The organism is Streptococcus sp. 27098_8_73 (assembly GCF_041432495.1).
Classification (GTDB): Bacteria; Bacillota; Bacilli; order Lactobacillales; family Streptococcaceae; genus Streptococcus.
Genome location: NZ_JAPVZT010000002.1, coordinates 107,036 through 128,378 on the forward strand (window position 1 = coordinate 107,036; position 21,343 = coordinate 128,378).

At 40.6% G+C, this 21,343-nt stretch carries 23 protein-coding genes, 1 tRNA gene and 1 pseudogene; 19 read left to right on the forward strand and 6 right to left on the reverse strand.

Annotated features, from left to right (window positions below; all coding sequences use genetic code 11):
• From O3651_RS01855 to O3651_RS01875, 5 genes are all read left to right on the forward strand, one after another.
• Positions 1 to 1,314: a glycosyltransferase family 4 protein gene (locus O3651_RS01855; protein ID WP_371609363.1), complete on the forward strand. Its 1,314-nt coding sequence runs from the start codon at positions 1 to 3 to the stop codon at positions 1,312 to 1,314.
• 36 nt (positions 1,315 to 1,350) lie between these two features.
• Positions 1,351 to 1,716, forward strand: a complete 366-nt coding sequence (locus O3651_RS01860) for a hypothetical protein (protein ID WP_371609364.1) — start codon at positions 1,351 to 1,353, stop codon at positions 1,714 to 1,716.
• Between the two features lie 750 nt (positions 1,717 to 2,466).
• Positions 2,467 to 4,410 (forward strand): threonine--tRNA ligase, encoded by a 1,944-nt coding sequence (gene thrS / locus O3651_RS01865; RefSeq protein ID WP_371609365.1) that lies wholly within the window; start codon positions 2,467 to 2,469, stop codon positions 4,408 to 4,410.
• 461 nt (positions 4,411 to 4,871) lie between these two features.
• Positions 4,872 to 6,014 (forward strand): hypothetical protein, encoded by a 1,143-nt coding sequence (locus O3651_RS01870; RefSeq protein ID WP_371609366.1) that lies wholly within the window; start codon positions 4,872 to 4,874, stop codon positions 6,012 to 6,014.
• A gap of 18 nt (positions 6,015 to 6,032) precedes the next feature.
• Positions 6,033 to 6,263: a hypothetical protein gene (locus tag O3651_RS01875; RefSeq protein ID WP_371609367.1), complete on the forward strand. Its 231-nt coding sequence runs from the start codon at positions 6,033 to 6,035 to the stop codon at positions 6,261 to 6,263.
• Between the two features lie 82 nt (positions 6,264 to 6,345).
• Here O3651_RS01875 and O3651_RS01880 read toward each other — a convergent pair.
• A pseudogene (locus tag O3651_RS01880) lies at positions 6,346 to 7,458 on the reverse strand (ISL3 family transposase).
• A 255-nt stretch (positions 7,459 to 7,713) separates the two neighbouring features.
• Between O3651_RS01880 and lepB the strand changes: the two are divergent.
• Positions 7,714 to 8,271, forward strand: coding sequence for a signal peptidase I (lepB, locus tag O3651_RS01885; RefSeq protein WP_187421121.1), 558 nt, complete (start codon positions 7,714 to 7,716; stop codon positions 8,269 to 8,271).
• Between the two features lie 26 nt (positions 8,272 to 8,297).
• Here the strand turns inward: lepB and O3651_RS01890 are convergent, their stop codons facing one another.
• From O3651_RS01890 to murT, 3 genes are read right to left on the reverse strand one after another with little or no spacing between them, the layout of a single operon-like run.
• Positions 8,298 to 8,555 (reverse strand): LapA family protein, encoded by a 258-nt coding sequence (locus O3651_RS01890; RefSeq protein ID WP_187421122.1) that lies wholly within the window; start codon positions 8,553 to 8,555, stop codon positions 8,298 to 8,300.
• 14 nt (positions 8,556 to 8,569) lie between these two features.
• Complete coding sequence (gene gatD / locus O3651_RS01895) at positions 8,570 to 9,355, reverse strand: lipid II isoglutaminyl synthase subunit GatD (protein ID WP_371609368.1); 786 nt, start codon at positions 9,353 to 9,355, stop codon at positions 8,570 to 8,572.
• Complete coding sequence (gene murT / locus O3651_RS01900) at positions 9,355 to 10,698, reverse strand: lipid II isoglutaminyl synthase subunit MurT (RefSeq protein WP_371609369.1); 1,344 nt, start codon at positions 10,696 to 10,698, stop codon at positions 9,355 to 9,357. Before murT ends, gatD begins: the two co-directional genes overlap by 1 nt.
• A gap of 107 nt (positions 10,699 to 10,805) precedes the next feature.
• Between murT and cdaA the strand changes: the two genes are divergently transcribed.
• From cdaA to O3651_RS01930, 6 genes are all read left to right on the forward strand, one after another.
• On the forward strand, positions 10,806 to 11,663 hold the full coding sequence (gene cdaA, locus O3651_RS01905; RefSeq protein ID WP_371609370.1) for a diadenylate cyclase CdaA: 858 nt from the start codon (positions 10,806 to 10,808) through the stop codon (positions 11,661 to 11,663).
• Positions 11,650 to 12,399 carry a YbbR-like domain-containing protein gene (locus tag O3651_RS01910; RefSeq protein WP_048763687.1) on the forward strand — a complete coding sequence of 250 codons (750 nt, stop codon included), beginning with the start codon at positions 11,650 to 11,652 and terminating at the stop codon, positions 12,397 to 12,399. The genes cdaA and O3651_RS01910 overlap by 14 nt, the downstream gene beginning before the upstream one ends.
• 29 nt (positions 12,400 to 12,428) lie before the next feature.
• The gene (gene glmM / locus O3651_RS01915) at positions 12,429 to 13,781 is read left to right on the forward strand and encodes a phosphoglucosamine mutase (protein WP_371609371.1); all 1,353 of its coding nucleotides are present in this window, start codon (positions 12,429 to 12,431) and stop codon (positions 13,779 to 13,781) included.
• A 195-nt stretch (positions 13,782 to 13,976) separates the two neighbouring features.
• Entirely contained in the window at positions 13,977 to 14,105 is a 129-nt protein-coding gene (locus O3651_RS01920; protein ID WP_065426516.1) for a DUF4044 domain-containing protein, read from the forward strand.
• Positions 14,106 to 14,157: 52 nt separating this feature from the next.
• Positions 14,158 to 15,468: a GTPase ObgE gene (gene obgE, locus O3651_RS01925; protein WP_371609372.1), complete on the forward strand. Its 1,311-nt coding sequence runs from the start codon at positions 14,158 to 14,160 to the stop codon at positions 15,466 to 15,468.
• 11 nt (positions 15,469 to 15,479) lie between these two features.
• On the forward strand, positions 15,480 to 15,635 hold the full coding sequence (locus O3651_RS01930; RefSeq protein ID WP_125387654.1) for a hypothetical protein: 156 nt from the start codon (positions 15,480 to 15,482) through the stop codon (positions 15,633 to 15,635).
• Between the two features lie 157 nt (positions 15,636 to 15,792).
• On the opposite strand, the gene O3651_RS01935 is transcribed toward O3651_RS01930, so the two are convergent.
• Entirely contained in the window at positions 15,793 to 16,035 is a 243-nt protein-coding gene (locus O3651_RS01935) for a type B 50S ribosomal protein L31 (RefSeq protein WP_048763695.1), read from the reverse strand.
• A 105-nt stretch (positions 16,036 to 16,140) separates the two neighbouring features.
• Entirely contained in the window at positions 16,141 to 17,076 is a 936-nt protein-coding gene (locus tag O3651_RS01940) for a bifunctional oligoribonuclease/PAP phosphatase NrnA (RefSeq protein ID WP_371609373.1), read from the reverse strand.
• A gap of 105 nt (positions 17,077 to 17,181) precedes the next feature.
• On the opposite strand from O3651_RS01940, the gene O3651_RS01945 reads away from it, so the two are divergent.
• From O3651_RS01945 to O3651_RS01975, 7 genes are all read left to right on the forward strand, one after another.
• The gene (locus tag O3651_RS01945) at positions 17,182 to 17,622 is read left to right on the forward strand and encodes a flavodoxin (protein WP_037586414.1); all 441 of its coding nucleotides are present in this window, start codon (positions 17,182 to 17,184) and stop codon (positions 17,620 to 17,622) included.
• 123 nt (positions 17,623 to 17,745) lie between these two features.
• The gene (gene sufB / locus O3651_RS01950) at positions 17,746 to 19,128 is read left to right on the forward strand and encodes a Fe-S cluster assembly protein SufB (protein WP_371609374.1); all 1,383 of its coding nucleotides are present in this window, start codon (positions 17,746 to 17,748) and stop codon (positions 19,126 to 19,128) included.
• Between the two features lie 153 nt (positions 19,129 to 19,281).
• Positions 19,282 to 19,548, forward strand: coding sequence for a chorismate mutase (locus O3651_RS01955; protein WP_371609375.1), 267 nt, complete (start codon positions 19,282 to 19,284; stop codon positions 19,546 to 19,548).
• Positions 19,545 to 19,919: a fluoride efflux transporter CrcB gene (gene crcB / locus O3651_RS01960; protein WP_371609376.1), complete on the forward strand. Its 375-nt coding sequence runs from the start codon at positions 19,545 to 19,547 to the stop codon at positions 19,917 to 19,919. Before O3651_RS01955 ends, crcB (O3651_RS01960) begins: the two co-directional genes overlap by 4 nt.
• A complete protein-coding gene (gene crcB, locus O3651_RS01965) occupies positions 19,916 to 20,242 on the forward strand; it encodes a fluoride efflux transporter CrcB (protein WP_371609377.1) in 327 nt (108 codons plus the stop codon). Before crcB (O3651_RS01960) ends, crcB (O3651_RS01965) begins: the two co-directional genes overlap by 4 nt.
• A 118-nt stretch (positions 20,243 to 20,360) precedes the next feature.
• Entirely contained in the window at positions 20,361 to 20,708 is a 348-nt protein-coding gene (rplS, locus tag O3651_RS01970; RefSeq protein ID WP_005590628.1) for a 50S ribosomal protein L19, read from the forward strand.
• A 40-nt stretch (positions 20,709 to 20,748) separates the two neighbouring features.
• Positions 20,749 to 20,820 (forward strand) — tRNA-Arg (locus O3651_RS01975).
• The last annotated feature ends 523 nt before the right edge of the window (positions 20,821 to 21,343 follow it).

Sequence of the window (21,343 nt, forward strand, 5' to 3'; positions counted from 1 at the left end):
ATGCGGATTGGTCTTTTTACAGATACCTATTTTCCTCAGGTTTCCGGGGTGGCGACGAGCATTCGCACCCTCAAGACTGAGCTAGAGAAACTAGGTCATAAAGTCTTTATTTTCACTACGACGGACAAGGATGTCAACCGCTATGAGGATTGGCAGATTATCCGTATTCCCAGCGTGCCTTTCTTCGCTTTTAAGGATCGGCGCGTGGCTTATCGTGGCTTTTCCAACGCCTTAGAAATTGCTCGTCAGTATCAGTTGGATATCATCCATACCCAGACAGAGTTTTCGCTGGGCCTTTTGGGAATCTGGATTGCCAAGGAACTGCGGATTCCAGTGGTTCACACCTACCATACCCAATATGAGGATTATGTGCACTATCTTGCCAAGGGCATGGTCATTCGTCCAAGTATGGTCAAGTACATCGTGCGTGGTTTTATGAGCGATTTGGATGGGGTCATTTGTCCTTCTGAGATTGTTTACGATCTTTTGGTCGGCTACAAAATCAAGGCAGAAAAACGGGTTATCCCAACAGGAATCGACTTGGCCAAATTTGAGCGCCCAGAACTTTCACGGGAAGACATCAAGAAACTGCGCTTTAAGCTGGGAATAGCAGAAGATGAAGTCATGTTGCTCAGTTTATCCAGGATTTCCTACGAGAAAAATATCCAGGCGATTGTTGAAGCACTGCCGATGGTTTTGGAAGAAAATGCCAAGGTGAAGTTGGTCATTGTCGGAGATGGGCCTTATGCTGAGGACTTAAAAGCCTTGGTAGCCCAGCTTCATATTGAGGATTCAGTCATTTTTACAGGGATGATTGCACCAAGCGATACGGCCCTCTACTATAAGGCGGCAGATTTCTTTATCTCAGCCTCAACCAGTGAGACGCAGGGGCTGACTTATCTTGAAAGTCTAGCCAGCGGTACGCCCATCATCGCCCATGGCAATCCTTATCTGGATAATGTAATCAGCGATAAAACCTTTGGTACGCTTTATTACGAGAGTCGGGATTTGGCGGGAGCTATTTTGGAGGCCATTTTGGCAACACCAGATATGGACGAGAAAAAGCTAGCCGATAAATTATACGAGATTTCCGCTGAGAATTTTGGTCGTCGTATCTATGAATTCTATTTGGATTTGACCATTAGCAAGGATTTTCATAATGATCTCAATCCTGAAGAAACGATGGCCAAACGCTTAGCCAAGACCATTGTCTATTTACCAGGAAAAATCATGTCACTGCCGGTCAACAGCTCAACTAGGATGATAAAAGCATCTAAGAAGCAGATTAAGAATATTCGGAAATATTGGGAATAAACTTTCTCATAAGGCCTAATGAACGGAGGTGCTCTTATGAAAGTCCATAAAAAAGAAATTTTCTTTTTGCTCCCCCTTTTCTTTTTCTATTTTGTCTTTTATATACTGTTACGGTATGTGCCCATGGATTCCATCTTAAGTAAGAGGCTAGTAGTTGGAAATGCTCTTATCTACTCTCCTCTGGCGACCCTGTTGGTGTCCTTGCTCTATGCAGCTTTGTATGGATTTTCTCTGCGCTTTTCTTTCTTGGTTGCCCTTTTATTTTTCCTGACTATTTTCACCTTTGAGGAGTGGATTCCTCTTTATCATGCCGTCTATTTCCTATGCTCACTAGCTGGAAATGGTTTAGGGCACTTGATTTATCGATTTACTAGGAAAAATAGCAGAGCTGAAAACCAATAAAAGTTCTTGCAAATTTTTTCAATCGTGCTATAATACTAGTCAGAGACATATCAAATCTAGGAAATCTGATAGAGAACGCGTGGGGCTGGAAATCGCGTAGAGGATAGATTTGGGACTACTCGGTGAACTTTTTATGCAAACATAAAACGGTGGCTACGTTAGAGCCAATCAGAGGTGTCCCTCTTTTTTGAGGAACATAAATGAAGGTGGAACCACGTTGCGACGTCCTTTTGAGGAGGTCGCTTTTTATTTTTTGGATTAAGCATATTTAAAAGGCTGAACCAAAATTGAGGGGAGAAGGCTAATTGAGTCGAAATACAATCCTATTTTCTAAGACCGGTATAATATTATTTTATTTGGTCACATATATGTTGCTATTTATCTCTCTAATGTTTTGGGATGGACCGGTTACCATTCTTATTAGCCTTTATGCCTTAGGGATACCGCTTCTATTTTTTGGGATTCCCTTTTATAGCATCCTAATGCTTACTAAGACAAAACTTAAAGTTCAGATAGGATACTTGTGTAGCTTGACTGCAGTGATTTATCTTTATAATGCATTGACAACCTATCCAATACGTCTCTATCCAATTGTAGATGGAACTACACTCCCCTTATGGAAACATGTTTTTATAGTCCTATCTCTTGTAGGTTTTTTAACTTCCTCAACTCTTCTATTTCGTATAAGAATGAATGAGTTTAGAACATCAATTATTGATATTAATTTAGATTAATTTAAAGGAGAACATCATGATTAAGATTACTTTCCCAGATGGCGCTGTTCGTGAATTCGAATCTGGCGTGACTACTTTTGAAATTGCACAAAGTATCAGCAATTCCCTAGCTAAAAAGGCCTTGGCTGGTAAATTCAATGGCAAACTGATTGATACGACTCGTGCTATCACTGAAGATGGAAGCATCGAAATCGTGACGCCTGATCACGAAGATGCCCTTCCAATCTTGCGCCACTCAGCTGCTCACTTGTTCGCCCAAGCAGCTCGTCGCCTCTTCCCAGATATTCACTTGGGTGTTGGTCCAGCGATTGAAGATGGTTTCTACTACGATACGGACAATCAAGCTGGCCAAATCTCCAACGAAGACCTGCCTCGTATCGAAGAAGAAATGAAGAAGATCGTCAAAGAAAACTTCCCATCCATCCGTGAGGAAGTGACCAAGGATGAGGCACGTGAAATTTTCAAAAATGACCCTTACAAGTTGGAATTGATTGAAGAGCACTCAGAAGATGAGGGGGGGTTGACCATCTACCGTCAAGGCGAATATGTAGACCTCTGCCGTGGACCTCACGTTCCTTCAACAGGTCGCATCCAAATCTTCCACCTTCTCCATGTAGCAGGTGCTTACTGGCGTGGAAATAGCGACAATGCGATGATGCAACGTATCTACGGTACAGCTTGGTTTGACAAAAAAGACTTGAAGAACTACCTTCAAATGCGTGAAGAAGCCAAAGAACGTGACCACCGCAAACTTGGTAAAGAGCTTGACCTCTTCATGATTTCTCAAGAAGTTGGTCAAGGTTTACCTTTCTGGTTGCCAAATGGTGCGACTATCCGTCGTGAATTGGAACGCTACATTGTCGACAAGGAGTTGGCTTCTGGCTACCAACACGTTTACACTCCACCACTTGCTTCTGTTGAACTCTACAAGACTTCTGGTCACTGGGATCATTACCAAGAAGACATGTTCCCAACCATGGATATGGGTGACGGTGAAGAATTTGTCCTTCGTCCAATGAACTGCCCACACCACATCCAAGTCTACAAACACCATGTTCACTCATACCGTGAATTGCCAATCCGTATCGCTGAAATCGGTATGATGCACCGTTACGAAAAATCTGGTGCCCTAACTGGTCTTCAACGTGTGCGTGAAATGTCTCTCAACGATGGTCACCTCTTTGTTACTCCTGAACAAATCCAAGAAGAATTCCAACGTGCCCTTCAGTTGATTATCGACGTTTACGAAGACTTTAACTTGACTGAATACCGCTTCCGCCTCTCTCTTCGCGACCCTCAAGATACTCACAAGTACTTTGACAACGATGAAATGTGGGAAAATGCCCAAACCATGCTTCGTGCTGCGCTTGACGAAATGGGCGTGGACTACTTTGAAGCTGAAGGTGAAGCAGCTTTCTACGGACCAAAATTGGATATCCAGGTTAAGACTGCCCTTGGAAAAGAAGAAACCCTTTCTACTATCCAGCTTGACTTCTTGCTTCCAGAACGTTTCGATCTCAAATACATCGGAGCTGATGGTGAAGAACACCGTCCAGTTATGATTCACCGTGGGGTTATCTCAACCATGGAACGCTTTACAGCTATCTTGATTGAGAACTACAAGGGTGCCTTCCCAACATGGCTTGCACCACATCAAGTAACCCTCATCCCCGTTTCTAACGAAAAACACGTGGACTACGCATGGGAAGTGGCTAAGAAACTCCGTGACCGCGGTGTTCGTGCTGATGTGGACGAACGCAATGAAAAAATGCAGTTCAAGATCCGTGCCTCACAAACCAGCAAGATTCCTTACCAATTGATCGTTGGAGACAAGGAAATGGAAGACGGAACGGTCAACGTTCGTCGCTACGGTCAAAAGGAAACACAAACTGTCTCAGTTGACGAATTTGTAGAAGCTATCCTAGCTGACATTGCCAACAAATCACGCGTTGAAAAATAAGGAATAGAAATGAAATAGTTAAAAAATAGGCTTAATTCTTCCTAGACTATAATAATTCCAGTTGGTGACTTATTTTATAGCACTAAAATAAATTGGAACAAGCTCCCTAGTATATCCATTGCCCTAAATACGCTTGTTTCCACTTTGGTTAATACTGCTAATTTTGATTCATCACTTGAGTTTGAACTGCACCCTAAAAGTTAAACAGAAAATCTAACTTTTGGGGTCAGTACAGTTTTAATCTATTTTCTTTATTGTTAACTTTTCCAAATACTTAAAACTTTCTTTACTTTGGTTTAATGTAGGATGCGTTATAAATTATATATAGTTTAATATATTCTGTTTATCCTTTATTTATTATAAGTCATTTCGTATTTCTTTATAGAAGAGACTTCCTTATTTGTAATCGCTTAACTTTTATGTTACAATTTATGTAATTTATTTATTTTTGGGGGTTATGTATGTTAAAAGCAATCTATTTTCTGCTTGATAAGCTACCGGATAGAAATGATTTTAAAAATTTTATAAGAGAAGTTCTATTTTCAGGTAAAATAACTGGTAGGCTAACATTTATAACAGCATTGATAACTATAATCAAGCCCTTGTTGTCTATTATAAAGAAAGAAACTGGTAATTATAGTAAAATAATAAATGACATATTACAGATTGGACTATATGTATTTATTGTTATTTTAATATTAGCGTTTATAAATAAATGGAATGAAACAAGGAACAAAAATATTTTACTTGAAGAAATTTTCGAATATTATTCCATATTGATTCAAGATAATATAATTCATTTATCTCATATAACTAAGTCATTTGAGCAATATGATTTACTTTCCGAGCAACTTCAGTATCAAGATGGTCGAGACTTTTACAAAGCAATAAACTCCCTTAGGGAGATAGATGTTTTTAAAAATAAAAGCGAATTGCCTACTGAACTAGATAGAATATCCAAAGAAGCTTCGTTTATTGATGTGAATAGTGCAATTATAAACCAAAGATTAGTTAAAATTTTTGATAAAATCTTTTGTAAAGGATTGAAAAGATTTTTTAAAGATTGTTTAATGAAAAATAAAGAAGCTTTAAAAAAAATTACAAACTGCTCTATTCCCATAAAGATTTATCTATATGAATCTGATAAGAATACGAATTATATTTATGAGGCTTTTATAGATGACGATTTATATTTCTCTGAAGGAGGACCAGATAAAACAAGTCGTATCGCAGTATCTAATAGTGTTTTTTATGGTAGTACAAACGCTGCTACAAAAGAAGAATTAAATCTTAACGCTAATAACTCATTAATTTTTAATATATCAAGCAATAATATTTCAAATACAGAGAAAATTAACTTGGGATATATTATGTATGATTTCACAGAGTATGTCAATACAAAGAAAAGTTTTAAGGATGATTTAGCATTAAAGCGCCTTTTAAAGAATATCGCTATTGCAATAACTGAAACAATGAGCTATAATATGAAGGTTATGCGTAAAAATATGGAAAATATTAGAATACAAGGACATTTTATATCTGACGATACTGAAAAAGATAATAATGAAATAAATTTTTTAGAAATAATTAAAGATAATTTTTAATTTTGGAGGTTATATAGTATGGCAAGCATTTTTCAAGATAATTTCAGAGAAGCAAATAAAGAATTCATACGCATAGCTTCTGATACAAAATATTCTGCACGTATGCAGGGGTTACTTATAAATAAAATGCGTAAAGAAATAGAAAATAAATTTAATGTAAGCGAGTTTTATGAAAAAGAAGGGAATATAACTCTAAAGGTTCAAAAAGAAGCTATTGAATGGGAAAATGTAATAACTTCTAATAGGTAGAATAGAGAGTAACCTGTAGTAACACCTACAAGTGAGATAAACAAATTAAGCTCTTTGTCAACTATAGTGGGTTACCCAAAAGTCATGCCCTGGAGAGGACTACATCAGTCCTCTCCTTTTTTATATTTAAAGCGATGAGAATTCTAGTTTTAAAGTTGTCAAAGTTCCGAAAGCCAAAAGCATTTCGCTTGATGACTTTGATGTGATTATTAGTAGCTTCTAGTTTTGCGTTTGAGTAGGGCAGTTCCAGTGCGTTCATGATCTTGTCCTTCTCTTTCAAAAAGGTTTTAAAAACAGTCTGAAAGATAGGATTTACACAAGAAATGGTTTCTTCAATAAGACCAAAGAAATGATCAGCCTGTTTCTCTTGAAAATGAAAAAGCAAGAGTTGGTAGATTTCATAGTGCTCTCTGAGTTCTTGAGAGTAAGAGAGCAGCCTTTTGAGAATCTCTTTGTTGGTCAAATGCATGCGAAAAGTTGGGCGATAAAAGTGTTTATGGCTGAGTTTCCAGTAGCGTTTGAGTGCCTTGTATTCGTGTGATTTTCTATCCAACTGATTCATGATTTGGATGCGAAGACGGTTCATAGCCCGGCTAAGATGTTGTACAATGTGAAAGCGGTCGAGGACGATTTTAGCAGAAGGAAATAGTTTTCTGGCAATATCGTAGTAGGGGCTAAACATGTACATAGTAATGACTTTGACGCGGTTTCTGACTTGTCTGGGATAGCGCAGAAAGTGATTGCGAATAGTTGCTTGCGTTCGCGAGGATTGTGACAATCTTGAGCGAGTCAAAATTCTGCGCAATGAAGCTCATCTTTCCTTTCTTGAAACTGAATTCATCCCAGCTCATATACGTTGGAAGGTAAGGTAGTTGAGGCTCGTTTTAAACTCGAATTCTTTCAACTTACGAATGACGGTGGAAGTAGATACAGATAAACTTTCTGCGATAGCCATTTTCCTACAGACTTTACAGAAGCACCGTTTTCTCAATCGAATGAGAGTCTTGTAACCTGCACAGTCTAGACAGGGGATTTTAGATTCTTTTTGAAAGTCATATTTAGCCATCTGACCATGACAGCTGTAGCATTTAGGAGCAGGATAATCTAGCTTAGCCATGATTTCTTTATGAGTTCCAGCATCTAGAACATCCAAGATAGTGATGTTAGGGTCTTTTATTATCAGTAAGTTTGTGATAAAATTTCTTGTTCCATATGAGTCTTTCTAATGATGGTTTTGTCTCTTTTCATTATAAGTCATATGGATAAGTCATATGGGCCTTTTTGTGTACAATCAAAAAGGCTCCATAATTCTTATAGTGGTTTTACCTGCTACAGAAATTATAGAGCCCTTCTTTTTTACAACTTTATTAAAGAAAATCCTCTCTCATCCCTGTGTTTTGTCTAATCCCATGAAAAATGATATAATAGAACAAAAGGACAGGGGAGAGAGATGTTAAAGAGAGATTTACTGAGAAATATTATCATTGTGACGGTATTTATTGCCATTCTGGTGGGGCTACGCTTGTTTGTCTATACACCTTATCGTATCACTAAGCAAGATGCCAATTCTTTCTTAGCGGAAAATGATTTGGTCTTGGCGGATAAGACAGCCAAGCTTGCTCGTGGGGAATTTGCCCTCTATGAGGTCGATGGAAAAGAATATGTCGGCCGTGTTATTGCTATGGAAAATGACAAGGTGACCTATATGGATAACTTGCTGTATCTGAACGATCAGGTGCAATCAGAGCAATATATCGAAAAGATGCGAGAGAAATATCTGGCTTCGGCTGCTAGCACGGGCTATTATACCCACGATTTTTCTGTCATGGACTTAAAAGGTGCGACTTCTGATGTTATCCCTAAAAATTCTTTTCTCATTTTGAATGATCGACGGGAAAATACGAAAGATAGCCGTGAGTTTGGTCTGATCAAAAAAGATCAAATTAAGGGAAGCGTAGAATTCCGTATTTCTCCCTTAAATAAATTTGGTTTTATTGAAACGAAGTAGTAAAAAACTAGGCTGGAAATTCCAACCTAGTTTTCTTTTTGAGATGTTTTAAGACTTTCTTTGGTTTTCTTAAGCTCTTTTTTCAGCGAGAAGTTTTTAGACATGCTGATGAGAAAGGTTGTAATAGAGCCTAGGAGGACAGAGACCAAAATCAATATGATCAAGGGAAGTTTGAAGCTGAAGAGGATAAAACTAACATTGACGCTCTGCATATTGGCCAAGGAAATACTGGCTACCAATAGAATGGTAATCAAGAGCAGGATATAGTGGAATTTTTCTTTCATAACAATTCTCCTATTTATTCAAACTCAGCCTTGCTCTTGACATCGCCATACTCTTCTTGAGTTTCTTGGGCTAGGATGTCCTCATAAGCTGCTAGTTCAATGGCAGAGCCATACTTATTTTTCAGAGCAGTGGTCACTAGACGGTAGGCCAAGTTCGCATTGCGAGACAGGATGGGACCATGGAAATAGGATCCGAATACATTCTTGTAGTGGACACCTTCGTTGCCGTCTTCTTGATTATTACCATTTCCATAGACGACCTTGCCCAGAGGTTTCTCATCGTCAGAGAGGAAGGTACGGCCTTGGTGGTTTTCAAAGCCGTAGTAGGTTTCGTTAAATTCTTCGTTATGAATCTTAATGTCACCGATATAGCGATTCTTGACTTGGTTTAGGGTATAGTGTCCCATGATACCGAGTCCTTCGATTCGACGTCCAGAAGCCTCGATATAGTATTGACCCAAGAGTTGGAAACCGCCACAGATAGCTAGCACAACGCCGTTGTCATTAATAAAGTTTTCCAAAGCTTCCTTTTTAGCGGGCAGGTCACGAGCCACGATCGTTTGCTCATAGTCTTGACCTCCGCCAAAGAAGACGATGTCGTAGCTATCCTTGTCAAAGTCATCTTCTAGGGAGACAATATCAACCTCAACTCTAGCGCCTAGCTTTTCAGCTACATACTTGAGCATAAGGACATTACCGTTGTCGCCATAGGTATTCATAAGGTCGCCGTAGAGATGAGCGATTTTTAAGTCATAGTGATAATCCTGGTTTGCAGGAGAAACGAGGGATCTATAAACCATTAGTTCATCTCCTTTCTGATTACTTGTCGTTCTGCCAGCAACTCGCGGAATTCCAGCATAGCGGTATAAGTAGCTAGGATATAGGCGTGCTTGGTTTCTTGCTCTTCAATCAACTTAAAGACTGCTTCCAAATCTTTGACTTCGGTAATCTGATCTGCTGGATAGCCTGTTACTCGCAGTCGACGAGCAATCTCTGAGTGGCGGACCCCGCCTGCAAGGACCTGAGGAATATTCATCTCTAGAATTTTCTCAAAATCAGCATCCCAGATCCAGCTAGTATCAATACCGTCCGCATAGTTGGCATTAAGCAGGACAGATAGACTAAAGTCAAAAGGTGCCAGCTCAATCATTTCCAAGGCTTGGGTAGCTCCGACCGGATTTTTGATCAAGACCAAGGTACATTCCTTATTGCCAATTTTGAAAGTTTCCTGACGGCCAAAGACAGCTCTGCTCTTGTCAAAGCCAGCCTTGATAGTAGCCGGCTCGACTCCGAAGAACTTAGCCACTGACACAGCGGCTAAGGCATTGTAGATATTGTAGAGACCACCGATATTAATCTGATAGTCTTGACCATCAATGGTAAAGACAGAGCGGTTATGCTCAAGTGTTTTGAGAGCGGTCAGACTGTAGTCTAGCTTAGGGCGCTTGAAGCCACAGTCCTCACAGATGTAAGCTCCGAGATTTGCATAAGTATTGAGCTCGTACTTGAGGATATGCTCGCACTTAGGACAGAGGATGCCCTCTGTATTGTAGTGGGCTAGCTTAGGTTGACTTTTCTCCGTGTCAAATCCATAGTAGCGGACAGGATTCTTCAGGCTGACCGAGTTAAAGAGCGGGCTGTCACCATTCATCAGTACAGTCGCTTCAGGTACTTTAGCTGCAGCATCCAGAATCATCTGGTAGGTCGTGTAGATCTCACCATAGCGGTCCATCTGATCTCGGAAAATGTTGGTAAAGACGAAGAGGCTAGGCTTGATATAATCACAAATCCGAGACAGGCTGGCTTCATCTATTTCCAGCACAGCGATATTTTTGCCAGATTTGCCTTTCTTAGCGGTTAGGAAGGTTGTGGTAATCCCGGTAATCATATTGGCGCCGCTGGGATTGGTCACCACTTCTCCGAAAGCTTCCTTGAGAAAGCCCACAGTCAAAGCTGTAGTCAGAGTCTTTCCGTTGGTTCCGGTAATAACTACAACTTCGTAGTTATTGGCCAAGTTTTGCAGAATGTTTTTGTCAAATGTGAGGGCGACTTTTCCTGGCAGAGTCGAGCCACGTCCCATTTTGCTGAGAACAAAGTGGGAGGACTTGCCTGCCAAGAGGCCCAATGCTGTATTTATCTTCATAAGAAATATTTTATCATAAAAAAGTAAAGAAGGTTACAGAAAAATATCCTTAAAAGTGATATAATGGTTGAGAACTGTTTGTTTTTGACTGGGAGGGCCACTATGCAATGAACTTTCAACAATTAACCAATCTCCAATACTGGTCTAATGTATTCAGTAATCCTTGGAATATTTTAATCAACATTATTGATATTGCTTTAGTTACCTGGATTTTATATCATTTTACTAAAGCAATTGCCGGGACCAAAATTATGATTCTGGTTCGAGGAGTGCTCTTCTTCATCTTGGCACAGTTTTTAGCGAATATCATTGGTTTAACGACCATTTCATGGTTGATCAATCAGGTTATTACCTACGGGGTCATTGCGGCAGTGGTGATTTTCTCGCCTGAGATTCGGACTGGTCTTGAAAAGCTGGGTAGAGCAACTGAGATTTTTTCAGCCACGCCAGTCAGCAGTGAGGAGAAATTGATTCAAGCCTTTGTTAAGGCAGTAGCTTACATGAGTCCGCGTAAGATCGGTGCCTTGGTGGCTATTCAGGGCGCTCGAACGTTGCAGGAATACATTGCAACGGGAATCCCACTGGATGCGGATATCTCTGGGGAACTGTTGATCAATATTTTCATTCCTAATACGCCTCTTCATGATGGGGCAGTTATTATCAAAGATAATAAGATTGCTGCCTCTTGTGCCTATTTGCCGCTTACAGAAAGCACAGGTATTTCCAAGGAATTTGGGACTCGGCACCGGGCTGCGATTGGCCTTTCAGAAGTTTCAGATGCCTTTACTTTTGTAGTGTCTGAGGAGACAGGCGGTATTTCTACGACACATAATGGAGTCTTCAAGCATGACTTGAGTTTGAGCGAGTTCGAATCACAACTGCGGGAAGTCCTGCTATCAGACAAGCATGAAAAACTGAGTCTAAAGAATCGTTTGCTAGGAGGATGGAAGAATGAAACAAAGTAAAAAGATTCTCTATATTATCTCCTCCTTATTTTTTGCTTTGGTTTTGTTTATTTATGCGACGTCTAGTAGTTTTCAAAATAGTATCAGCATTCGCCAAGTGACCTCGGAAACTTACAGCAATACGATTTCTAATGTCCCGATTGATATCAAGTATGATAGTGAACGGTACTTCATTAGCGGCTTCACTTCCGAAGCTAGCGTTGTTTTGACGGGTTCTAATAGAGTGGCTTTAAGTAGCGAAATGCAGGAAAGTACACGGAAGTTCCATGTGGTAGCGGATTTATCTAATGCATCAGAAGGAACAGTCGAAGTGCAGCTGAAAGTCGAAAATCTACCTAGTGGTCTGTCTGCTACGGTTAATCCGCAAAAAATTTCAGTCAAGATAGGTAAAAAAGCAAGCAAGAAAGTGCCAGTGAAGTATCTCATCACAGGCAGTCAGGTTGCAGAAGATATTTCTATCACAAATGTGAGCTTGGAGCACGAAGAAGTTACAGTGACAAGCGATGAAGAAACTTTGGAAAAAGTTAATCATGTCGCAGCAGTCTTACCAAGCAATGTCACTATTTCAGGAAATTATAGTGGGGCAGCTTCCTTGCAGGCCATGGATGCCAATGGGAATGTTTTGCCAAGTGTTGTGACACCGTTTGAAACAACGATGAAAGTTACGACCAAAACGACACATTCGAATTCGTCAAGCTCAAAATCGAGCTCAAGTTCGAATTCATCTAGTAAATAAATGCAAGATTTGAAAGGAAAATTTGAAAAATGGGTAAATATTTTGGAACCGATGGTGTTCGTGGAGAAGCTAATGTGGAATTAACGCCGGAATTGGCCTTTAAACTGGGTCGTTTTGGTGGATATGTTCTGAGCCAACACGAAAGTGAAGTTCCTCGGGTATTTGTTGGCCGTGATACACGTATTTCGGGAGAAATGCTGGAGAGTGCCTTGATTGCAGGTCTGCTTTCTGTGGGGATTCACGTCTACAAACTTGGTGTGATTGCTACTCCGGGTGTTGCCTACTTGGTCAAATCCGAAAAAGCTAGTGCGGGTGTCATGATTTCGGCTAGCCACAATCCTGCTCTCGATAACGGCATCAAATTCTTTGGTGGCGATGGTTATAAACTGGATGATGAACGCGAACTCGAAATCGAAGCTTTGCTGGACGCAGCAGAAGATACCCTTCCTCGCCCAAGTGCAGAAGGTCTAGGAAAAGTGATGGACTATCCTGAAGGTTTGCGTAAGTACCAACAATATCTTGTTTCAACTGGTTTAGATCTTGAAGGAATGCACGTTGCCCTTGATACAGCAAATGGCGCTGCTTCAACCAGCGCCCGTCAAATTTTTGCTGATTTGGGTGCCCAGCTGACTGTTATCGGAGAGAATCCAGATGGCCTCAACATTAACTTAAATGTAGGCTCTACTCATCCAGAAGGCTTACAAGAAACAGTCCGTGAATCAGGAGCAGCGATTGGACTTGCCTTTGATGGTGATAGTGACCGTTTGATTGCCGTTGATGAAAATGGCGATATTGTAGATGGTGATAAGATTATGTACATCATCGGCAAGTATCTTTCTGAAAAAGGCCAATTGGCTCAAAATACAATTGTGACTACCGTTATGTCCAACCTTGGTTTCCATAAAGCCTTGGAGCGCGAAGGCATCAATAAAGTAGTGACTGCCGTTGGTGACCGCTATGTGGTAGAAGAAATGCGCAAGAACGGTTATAATCTAGGCGGTGAGCAATCTGGTCATGTCATTATCATGGATTATAATACTACTGGTGATGGTCAATTGTCAGCGGTACAATTAACCAAAGTGATGAAAGAAACTAGCAAGAGCTTGTCTGAACTTGCAGCAGAAGTGACCATTTACCCACAAAAATTGGTTAATATCCGCGTCGAAAATGCCATGAAAGATAAGTCTATGGAAGTACCAGCTATCAGAGACATTATTGAAAAAATGGAAACTGAAATGGCAGGAAACGGCCGCATCCTTGTCCGCCCAAGTGGAACAGAGCCGCTTCTGCGTGTTATGGCTGAAGCGCCAACTCACGAAGAAGTGGACTACTATGTGGACACAATTGCGAATGTTGTCCGTGCTGAAATTGGTATCGAATAAAAGTCAAAAGATTGGAGAAGTCTCCTATTTGGAGTGAGTTCTTCAATCTTTTTAAATTATTTTCATAAATATCCTTTAGGATTCTTTGGCTAATGGAGTAAAACCTCTCTTTTTCTTTTTCATCTCGTAAATATTTGAAAAAGTATGCTAATCGTGTTAAAATATAGGGAGTAATCTAGGAATTGAGGTAATAAAGTGGCTTTTGGAGATAACGGACAACGTAAAAAAACAGGATTTGAAAAATTGACAATGCTGGTCGTGGTAATCATGTTACTTGTAACGATTGGTGCAATTTTTGCACAAGCTATCGGCGTAATCTTCTAATCCTAAACGCTGCAAGGCGTTTTTTTAGAGTAAAAAAGAAGCGAGAATTTATATGAGTATGTTTTTAGATACAGCCAAGATTCAGGTCAAGGCTGGCAAAGGCGGCGATGGCATGGTGGCTTTTCGCCGAGAAAAATATGTACCCAATGGCGGACCTTGGGGCGGCGATGGCGGTCGTGGTGGTGATGTGATTTTTGTCGTGGACGAAGGACTGCGTACCTTGATGGATTTCCGTTATAATCGTCATTTCAAGGCTCAATCAGGCGAAAAAGGAATGACCAAGGGAATGCATGGTCGAGGAGCAGAGGATTTGATTGTCCGTGTACCACAGGGGACGACTGTGCGTGATGCTGAAACTGGCAAGGTCATTACGGATTTGATCGAGCACGGTCAACGTTTCGTCGTAGCGCATGGCGGTCGTGGTGGTCGTGGCAATATTCGCTTTGCTACACCTAAAAATCCTGCTCCGGAAATTTCTGAAAATGGGGAGCCCGGTCAGGAAAGAGAATTACTGCTGGAGCTAAAAGTGCTGGCTGATGTTGGTTTGGTTGGTTTTCCTTCGGTTGGAAAATCAACCCTACTAAGTGTGATTACATCAGCTAAGCCGAAAATCGGAGCCTATCACTTTACCACGATTGTTCCTAATCTGGGTATGGTTCGTACTCAGTCTGGGGAATCTTTTGCTGTAGCCGATCTGCCAGGTTTGATCGAAGGAGCCAGTCAGGGAGTGGGCCTAGGTACCCAGTTTCTTCGTCATATCGAGCGGACACGGGTCATTTTGCACGTTATTGATATGTCTGCCAGTGAGGGACGCGATCCTTATGAGGATTACCTTGCGATCAATAAGGAGTTGGAATCCTATAATTTGCGCTTGATGGAACGGCCACAGATTATTGTAGCCAATAAGATGGATATGCCTGATAGCGCAGAAAACTTGAAAGAATTCAAGAAAAAACTGGCTGCCAATTATGACGAATTTGAAGAGTTGCCGCAGATTTTCCCTATTTCTAGTCTGACCAAGCAGGGGCTTGCTACGCTCTTGGATGCAACAGCTGAGCTACTGGATAAGACACCTGAGTTTCTGCTTTATGAAGAATCCGATATGGAAGACGAGGCTTATTATGGCTTTGATGAAGAAACGCCAGCCTTCGAAATCTCCCGTGATGATGATGCTACATGGGTACTTTCAGGTGATAAACTAGAAAAACTCTTTACAATGACCAACTTTGACCGCGATGAGTCCATCATGAAATTCTCTCGTCAGTTGCGCGGTATGGGCGTTGACGAGGCGCTTCGTGCGCGTGGTGCCAAGGACGGAGATTTGGTGCGCATTGGTAAGTTTGAGTTTGAATTTGTTGACTAAGGAGATATGTAATGGGTGATAAACCAATATCTTTTCGAGACGAAAATGGCAACTTTGTCTCAGCAGCAGATGTTTGGAATGCAAAAAAGCTGGAAGAACTCTTTAATCGGCTGAATCCAAATCGCAAACTTCGTCTTGAGCGAGAAAAATTGAAAGAAGATCAATAATTAAAACCAATCCTTTGAGATGAAGGAATGAGTGACAGTAGTCATGCTGCCTCATTCCAGATTTCAAAGGATTTTCTATTTGAAAAATAAAAAAAGCCAAATCCGAGAAATCGGATTTGGCTTTGTATCAACATTCTTTTTAATGTCAATACAGTTCTTATTTGAGACCGTATTTTTTGTTGAAACGATCCACACGTCCATCTGCTTGAGTGAACTTTTGACGTCCAGTGTAGAATGGGTGTGAGTCTGATGAAATTTCGACACGGATCAATGGGTAAGTTTCACCTTCGAATTCAACAGTTTCGTTTGAACGTTTAGTTGAACCGCTAAGGAACTTGTAGCCAGTGGTAGTGTCCATAAATACAACTTGACGGTATTCTGGGTGAATGTCTTTTCTCATTTTAAAAAAATCCTTTCTGCCATGGACTCTTTGCGAGCCATAGATTAGTTACTTTGATAGTTTATCAAATTCTAAATGATTTGACAAGTCTTTTGGATGATTTTCTTACTTTTTTGCACTTTCTTTTAATTTTTGATAAATTAAGTCCACTTCATCTTTGGAATAAGCATTGGCACCGCTGGCAAGTGGGTGGCCGCCGCCGTTGTGTTGCTTGGCAATTTCATTGATTGGAGTAAACTTACTGCGCATCCGCACACGATAATGGCCGTCAGGCTGTTCGACAAAGATGGCCCACATCTGGACATCTTCGATCCGTCCGGGTGCAGCTACAATAGCTGAAGTATCAGCATCTGTCAGCTGATTTTCTTTTAATAATTGCTGAGATAGGATAACGCGTGCAGCACCATTCTCATCAATTTCTAGATTATCGTAGACATAGCCCTGGAGTTTGGCAACTTGATGCGTGATGGAGTCCATTTTTCGAGAAAGCTCTGAAAAATTAAAAGCGTATTGGCGAAGTTTGCCAGCTACCTCAAATGTGCGTGCAGTAGTCGCTGGATAGAGGAAGCGACCTGTATCTCCAACAATGCCAGCATAAAGAAGTTTAGCGATATAGTCATTTACTTCTAAGTGATTTTCGAAGGCAAAAAGAGCGATAATTTCGCTCGTGCTACTAGCATCTGTATCAACCAGCAGCAAATCTCCGTAGGCATCATCGTTGGGATGATGGTCGATTTTAATCAAAAAGTCGCCCATGCTGTAGCGCTGATCATCAATGCGGGGAGTGTTGGCTGTATCACACACGATTACCAAGGCCTGCTCATAGTCCGTATCTGTCACCTCATCCATCTTTGCTAGCCAAGTAAGACTAGGCTCGTCGTAACCTGTTACTTTGATAGATTTTTCAGGAAAGTTGAGCTGGAGAAGTTTTTGTAAGCCGACTTGACTACCAATTGCATCTGGGTCGGGGCGCATGTGGCGGTGGATGATCACTTTATCGTATTCTCTCATTTTTTTCAGAATTTTACTATAGATACTCATTGTAAACCTCTTAAACTTTCTCTAGTTATTGTAGCACAAGAATTTTTATTTTTAAAATAAAAAAGATGTGTTATAATGAATGAAGATTATAATTTGGAGGGAACTATGACCTTAGCGAAAATTGTATTTGCCAGTATGACTGGAAACACCGAGGAAATTGCCGATATTGTGGCGGATAAGCTAAGAGAACTAGATGTAGAAGTTGAAGTGGACGAGTGTACCACTGTCGATGCAGAAGATTTCTTGGAAGCGGATATTACGATTGTAGCGACCTATACCTACGGTGACGGTGAGCTGCCGGATGAGATGATGGACTTTTACGAAGACTTATCTGGATTGGACTTGTCTGGCAAGGTCTACGGAGTGGTCGGTTCAGGAGATACTTTTTATGATGAATTCTGCAAGGCTGTTGATGACTTTGATGCTGTTTTTGCGGCTACAGGAGCAGTGAAAGGTTCAGAATGTGTCAAAGTAGATCTTTCTGCAGAAGAAGATGATATTGAGCGCTTGGAAGCATTTGCGGAAGAGTTAGTAAGTAAAGTTTAAAATGACAATATGGGAAGCGGCTGTGGCCGTTTTTCTTTTGTTAAAGTATTATTTTCTGACAATTCTCATGATTAGGAGTATAATATAGGTAAGCGTTATCCCTTAGATAAAGGAGGAGTTCCTATGAAAGAACGCGACTATGCCTTTGGCTTCCATGATGATGTCAAGCCGCTCTTTTCGACTGGTAAAGGTTTGACCGAAGAAGTAGTTCGAGAAATCTCAGAAATCAAGAATGAGCCCCAGTGGATGTTGGATTATCGCCTCCGCTCCTTGGAACTTTTTCATAAGTTACCCATGCCCGACTTTGGACCAGATTTATCAGGTATTCGCTTTGATGATATTATCTACTACCAGAAACTAAGCGGAGATCGGGCTCGCAGTTGGGATGAAGTCCCAGAGGAGATTAAGAAAACCTTTGATCGCTTGGGAATTCCAGAAGCTGAGAAGCAGTTTCTGTCTGGAGCTGTGGCCCAGTACGAGTCGGAAGTCGTTTACCACAATATGAAGGAAGAGTTTGCCAAGTTGGGGATTATCTTTACTGACACGGATACGGCTGTTCAGGAATATCCAGACTTGGTTAAGCAGTATTTTGGTACTGTGATTTCAAATGCTGAGCATAAATTCTCTGCGCTTAATAGTGCAGTTTGGTCCGGCGGCACCTTTATCTATGTGCCTAAGAACGTCCAGTGTCAAGTTCCTGTTCAGACCTATTTTCGAATCAATGGTGAAAATGCCGGCCAGTTTGAGCGCTCCTTGATGATTATCGAGGAGGGCGGCTCTATCCAGTATATCGAGGGTTGTACAGCACCGACTTACACAAGCAATAGTCTTCATGCGGCAAATGTCGAAATCATTGTCAAAAAGGATGCCTTTTTCCGCTATACAACCATTCAAAACTGGTCGGACAATGTCTATAACCTCGTAACGGAGCGGGGGATGGTTGAGGAAGGCGGCACCTTAGAGTGGATTGATGGAAACTTAGGCAGCAAGGTCAATATGAAATATCCCTGCAGCATTCTTAATGGACGAAATGCCAGAACCTCTGTCCTCTCTATGTCCTTTGCCAACTATGGCCAGCACTTGGATGCGGGTTGTAAGGTTTTTCATAATGCGTCCAAGACTTCCAGTACCTTAATTTCTAAATCAGTGGCCAAGGATGGCGGCAAGACCGACTATCGTGGTCAGGTTCGCTTTGGTAAGAATAGTGCTGGTTCCAAATCTCATATCGAGTGCGATACCATTCTGATGGATGGTGAGTCCAGTTCTGATACTATTCCTTTTAATGAAATCCATAATTCTAATGTCGCGTTAGAGCATGAAGCCAAGGTTTCCAAAGTATCTGAGGACCAGCTCTACTATCTGATGAGCCGAGGCATCAGCGAAGAAGAAGCCACAGCTATGATTATCAACGGCTTTATGGAACCCATTACCAAAGAACTACCAATGGAATACGCCGTCGAACTCAACCAACTCATCAACATGAGTATGGAAGGCTCAGTTGGTTAAAAAGATCCAGTGGACCTTTTTAATCTGCGGATAAAAACTCGCTTAAGCGAGTTTTCTTTTAATTTAAGGTCTTTAGGATCTTTTTTATTTAGGATAAAACTAGAACATTTTACTATTTTTTGATATGATAGATAGAATATGAGGAGGAATGAGATGACGTTAGAAGAAATCAGACAGGAAATTGATCAGGTAGATGACGCACTCGTTGCCTTACTAGAGCAGCGTATGAATCTGGTCGGCCAAGTTGTGGCTGTTAAAAAATCGACTGGGAAGGACGTCGCAGATCCTAAGCGAGAAGAAAGGATCTTTGCTAGAGTTGAGAGCAAGATTGAGAATAAGGACTATCAAGAAACGATTCTTGCGACCTTTGCGGATATCCTAAAGCATTCACGTGCTTTTCAGGAGAAGCAAATAAGATGAGTGAAGTAAAAAATTCTTTGGCAATCTTTTTGGGAGCGATGCTAGGCGGTTTACTCCGTTATCAATTCTCTTCCTTTTTCACATTTACGGGACATTTTCCGCTAGCGACACTTTTAGTCAACAATTTGGGAACTTTCTTGTTAGTCTATTTGGTTAAAGGCTATCTCAGTCGCAAGCAAGTTTCCAAGCGTTTGTTATTGGCTTTGTCGACGGGATTTTGTGGCGGCTTGACAACTTTTTCAGGTCTTCTATTAGATTCGCTCAAATTGCTGGATTTAGGCCGTTATCCAGAATTGATCGTATATCTTGCCTTGAGTATCGGCGGCAACCTTTGTATTGCTTTATGGGCTGGAAGGAAGGTGACCGCATGATTTGGTTTTTGCTCATTGCTTGCGGTCTGGGAGCTCTTGTTCGTTACTTTTTTTCCAAGGTTAATAGCAGAGCTTCTTTGCCAGTAGGAACCTTGATAGCTAATGTACTGGGAGCCTTTTTGATTGGATATTTTTATAATCATATCCAAGATAAACAGTTGTATAGCATTTTAGCAACTGGCTTCTGTGGCGGTTTAACAACTCTTTCAACCTTTAATGCGGAATTAGCAGAGCTGTTCTCAGATAAGAAGAAATTTAGCCTCTATCTGATGTTGACCTATTTTTTAGGATTTTTAGCCATTCTTTTAGGAATTTTTATCTAAAAATCTTTACTTTTGCTAGAATTTTGATATAATATACTTCGTGCATAAATGGTTGCACTAAAAAAACGGCTAATCCGCTGTCGTCTAGAACTACAAGATTAGCAAGATAGGAGAAAAAATGAATCCATTAATCCAAAGCTTGACTGAAGGTCAACTTCGCTCAGATATCCCTGCATTCCGTCCTGGTGACACTGTCCGCGTTCATGCGAAAGTTGTCGAAGGAACTCGCGAACGTATCCAGATCTTTGAAGGTGTCGTTATCGCTCGTAAAGGTGCTGGTATCTCAGAAAACTACACAGTTCGTAAAATCTCTAACGGTGTAGGTGTTGAACGTACTTTCCCAATCCACACTCCACGTGTTGACAAGATTGAAGTCGTTCGTTACGGTAAAGTTCGTCGTGCTAAATTGTACTACCTTCGTGCATTGCAAGGTAAGGCAGCGCGTATCAAAGAAATCCGTCGTTAATATCAGAAATGACTCTGTCACTTGGCAGAGTTTTTCTCTAGTCCCCTTAGTTCAATGGATATAACAACTCCCTCCTAAGGAGTAGTTGCTGGTTCGATTCCGGCAGGGGACATAAATATTAAAACTACGTTCAAATGAACGTAGTTTTTTTAGTGAATTTGTTGAAAACGCTTTGAATTCCGTTGCCTTTTTATAGAAATAAGAGTAAAATATAGTTATTATAGTAAATAAAAAGCACCGAATCGGTGCGCACTTTTTCAAGTTGAATACGGACTGAGCTTAAAAACCACTGCCTTATTTTAACTTGCTGTGTTGTTTCGAATAGTTCCAACAGTTTCATTGTACTATACTTATCAAAGATTATCAAGTAAAATGTAAATTATTTTACAGATCCGACAAAAGGATATTTTAAAGCTGTAAACAACACAGCTCTAAAACTTGCGCCTTCAAGGTCCTCAACGACATACGTTTTGGAACCATTCGAAACAACACAGCTCTAAAACTAAAATACAACTCATTACTAATTCTAACAGATTTCTACAAATATAGCATTTAATTTATTGAAATTTTTATTAGAAATGTTATAATTTAAATATAGTTGTATTTTAAGGAGATAGTTTTGAAAAAATTCAAAT

Coding starts and splice junctions, on each gene's coding strand:
- O3651_RS01855 (WP_371609363.1), top strand. CDS start 1: ATGCGGATTGGTCTTTTTACAGATACCTATTTTCCTCAGGTTTCCGGG.
- O3651_RS01860 (WP_371609364.1), top strand. CDS start 1,351: ATGAAAGTCCATAAAAAAGAAATTTTCTTTTTGCTCCCCCTTTTCTTT.
- thrS (WP_371609365.1), top strand. CDS start 2,467: ATGATTAAGATTACTTTCCCAGATGGCGCTGTTCGTGAATTCGAATCT.
- O3651_RS01870 (WP_371609366.1), top strand. CDS start 4,872: ATGTTAAAAGCAATCTATTTTCTGCTTGATAAGCTACCGGATAGAAAT.
- O3651_RS01875 (WP_371609367.1), top strand. CDS start 6,033: ATGGCAAGCATTTTTCAAGATAATTTCAGAGAAGCAAATAAAGAATTC.
- lepB (WP_187421121.1), top strand. CDS start 7,714: ATGTTAAAGAGAGATTTACTGAGAAATATTATCATTGTGACGGTATTT.
- O3651_RS01890 (WP_187421122.1), bottom strand. CDS start 8,555: ATGAAAGAAAAATTCCACTATATCCTGCTCTTGATTACCATTCTATTG.
- gatD (WP_371609368.1), bottom strand. CDS start 9,355: ATGGTTTATAGATCCCTCGTTTCTCCTGCAAACCAGGATTATCACTAT.
- murT (WP_371609369.1), bottom strand. CDS start 10,698: ATGAAGATAAATACAGCATTGGGCCTCTTGGCAGGCAAGTCCTCCCAC.
- cdaA (WP_371609370.1), top strand. CDS start 10,806: ATGAACTTTCAACAATTAACCAATCTCCAATACTGGTCTAATGTATTC.
- O3651_RS01910 (WP_048763687.1), top strand. CDS start 11,650: ATGAAACAAAGTAAAAAGATTCTCTATATTATCTCCTCCTTATTTTTT.
- glmM (WP_371609371.1), top strand. CDS start 12,429: ATGGGTAAATATTTTGGAACCGATGGTGTTCGTGGAGAAGCTAATGTG.
- obgE (WP_371609372.1), top strand. CDS start 14,158: ATGAGTATGTTTTTAGATACAGCCAAGATTCAGGTCAAGGCTGGCAAA.
- O3651_RS01930 (WP_125387654.1), top strand. CDS start 15,480: ATGGGTGATAAACCAATATCTTTTCGAGACGAAAATGGCAACTTTGTC.
- O3651_RS01935 (WP_048763695.1), bottom strand. CDS start 16,035: ATGAGAAAAGACATTCACCCAGAATACCGTCAAGTTGTATTTATGGAC.
- O3651_RS01940 (WP_371609373.1), bottom strand. CDS start 17,076: ATGAGTATCTATAGTAAAATTCTGAAAAAAATGAGAGAATACGATAAA.
- O3651_RS01945 (WP_037586414.1), top strand. CDS start 17,182: ATGACCTTAGCGAAAATTGTATTTGCCAGTATGACTGGAAACACCGAG.
- sufB (WP_371609374.1), top strand. CDS start 17,746: ATGAAAGAACGCGACTATGCCTTTGGCTTCCATGATGATGTCAAGCCG.
- O3651_RS01955 (WP_371609375.1), top strand. CDS start 19,282: ATGACGTTAGAAGAAATCAGACAGGAAATTGATCAGGTAGATGACGCA.
- crcB (WP_371609376.1), top strand. CDS start 19,545: ATGAGTGAAGTAAAAAATTCTTTGGCAATCTTTTTGGGAGCGATGCTA.
- crcB (WP_371609377.1), top strand. CDS start 19,916: ATGATTTGGTTTTTGCTCATTGCTTGCGGTCTGGGAGCTCTTGTTCGT.
- rplS (WP_005590628.1), top strand. CDS start 20,361: ATGAATCCATTAATCCAAAGCTTGACTGAAGGTCAACTTCGCTCAGAT.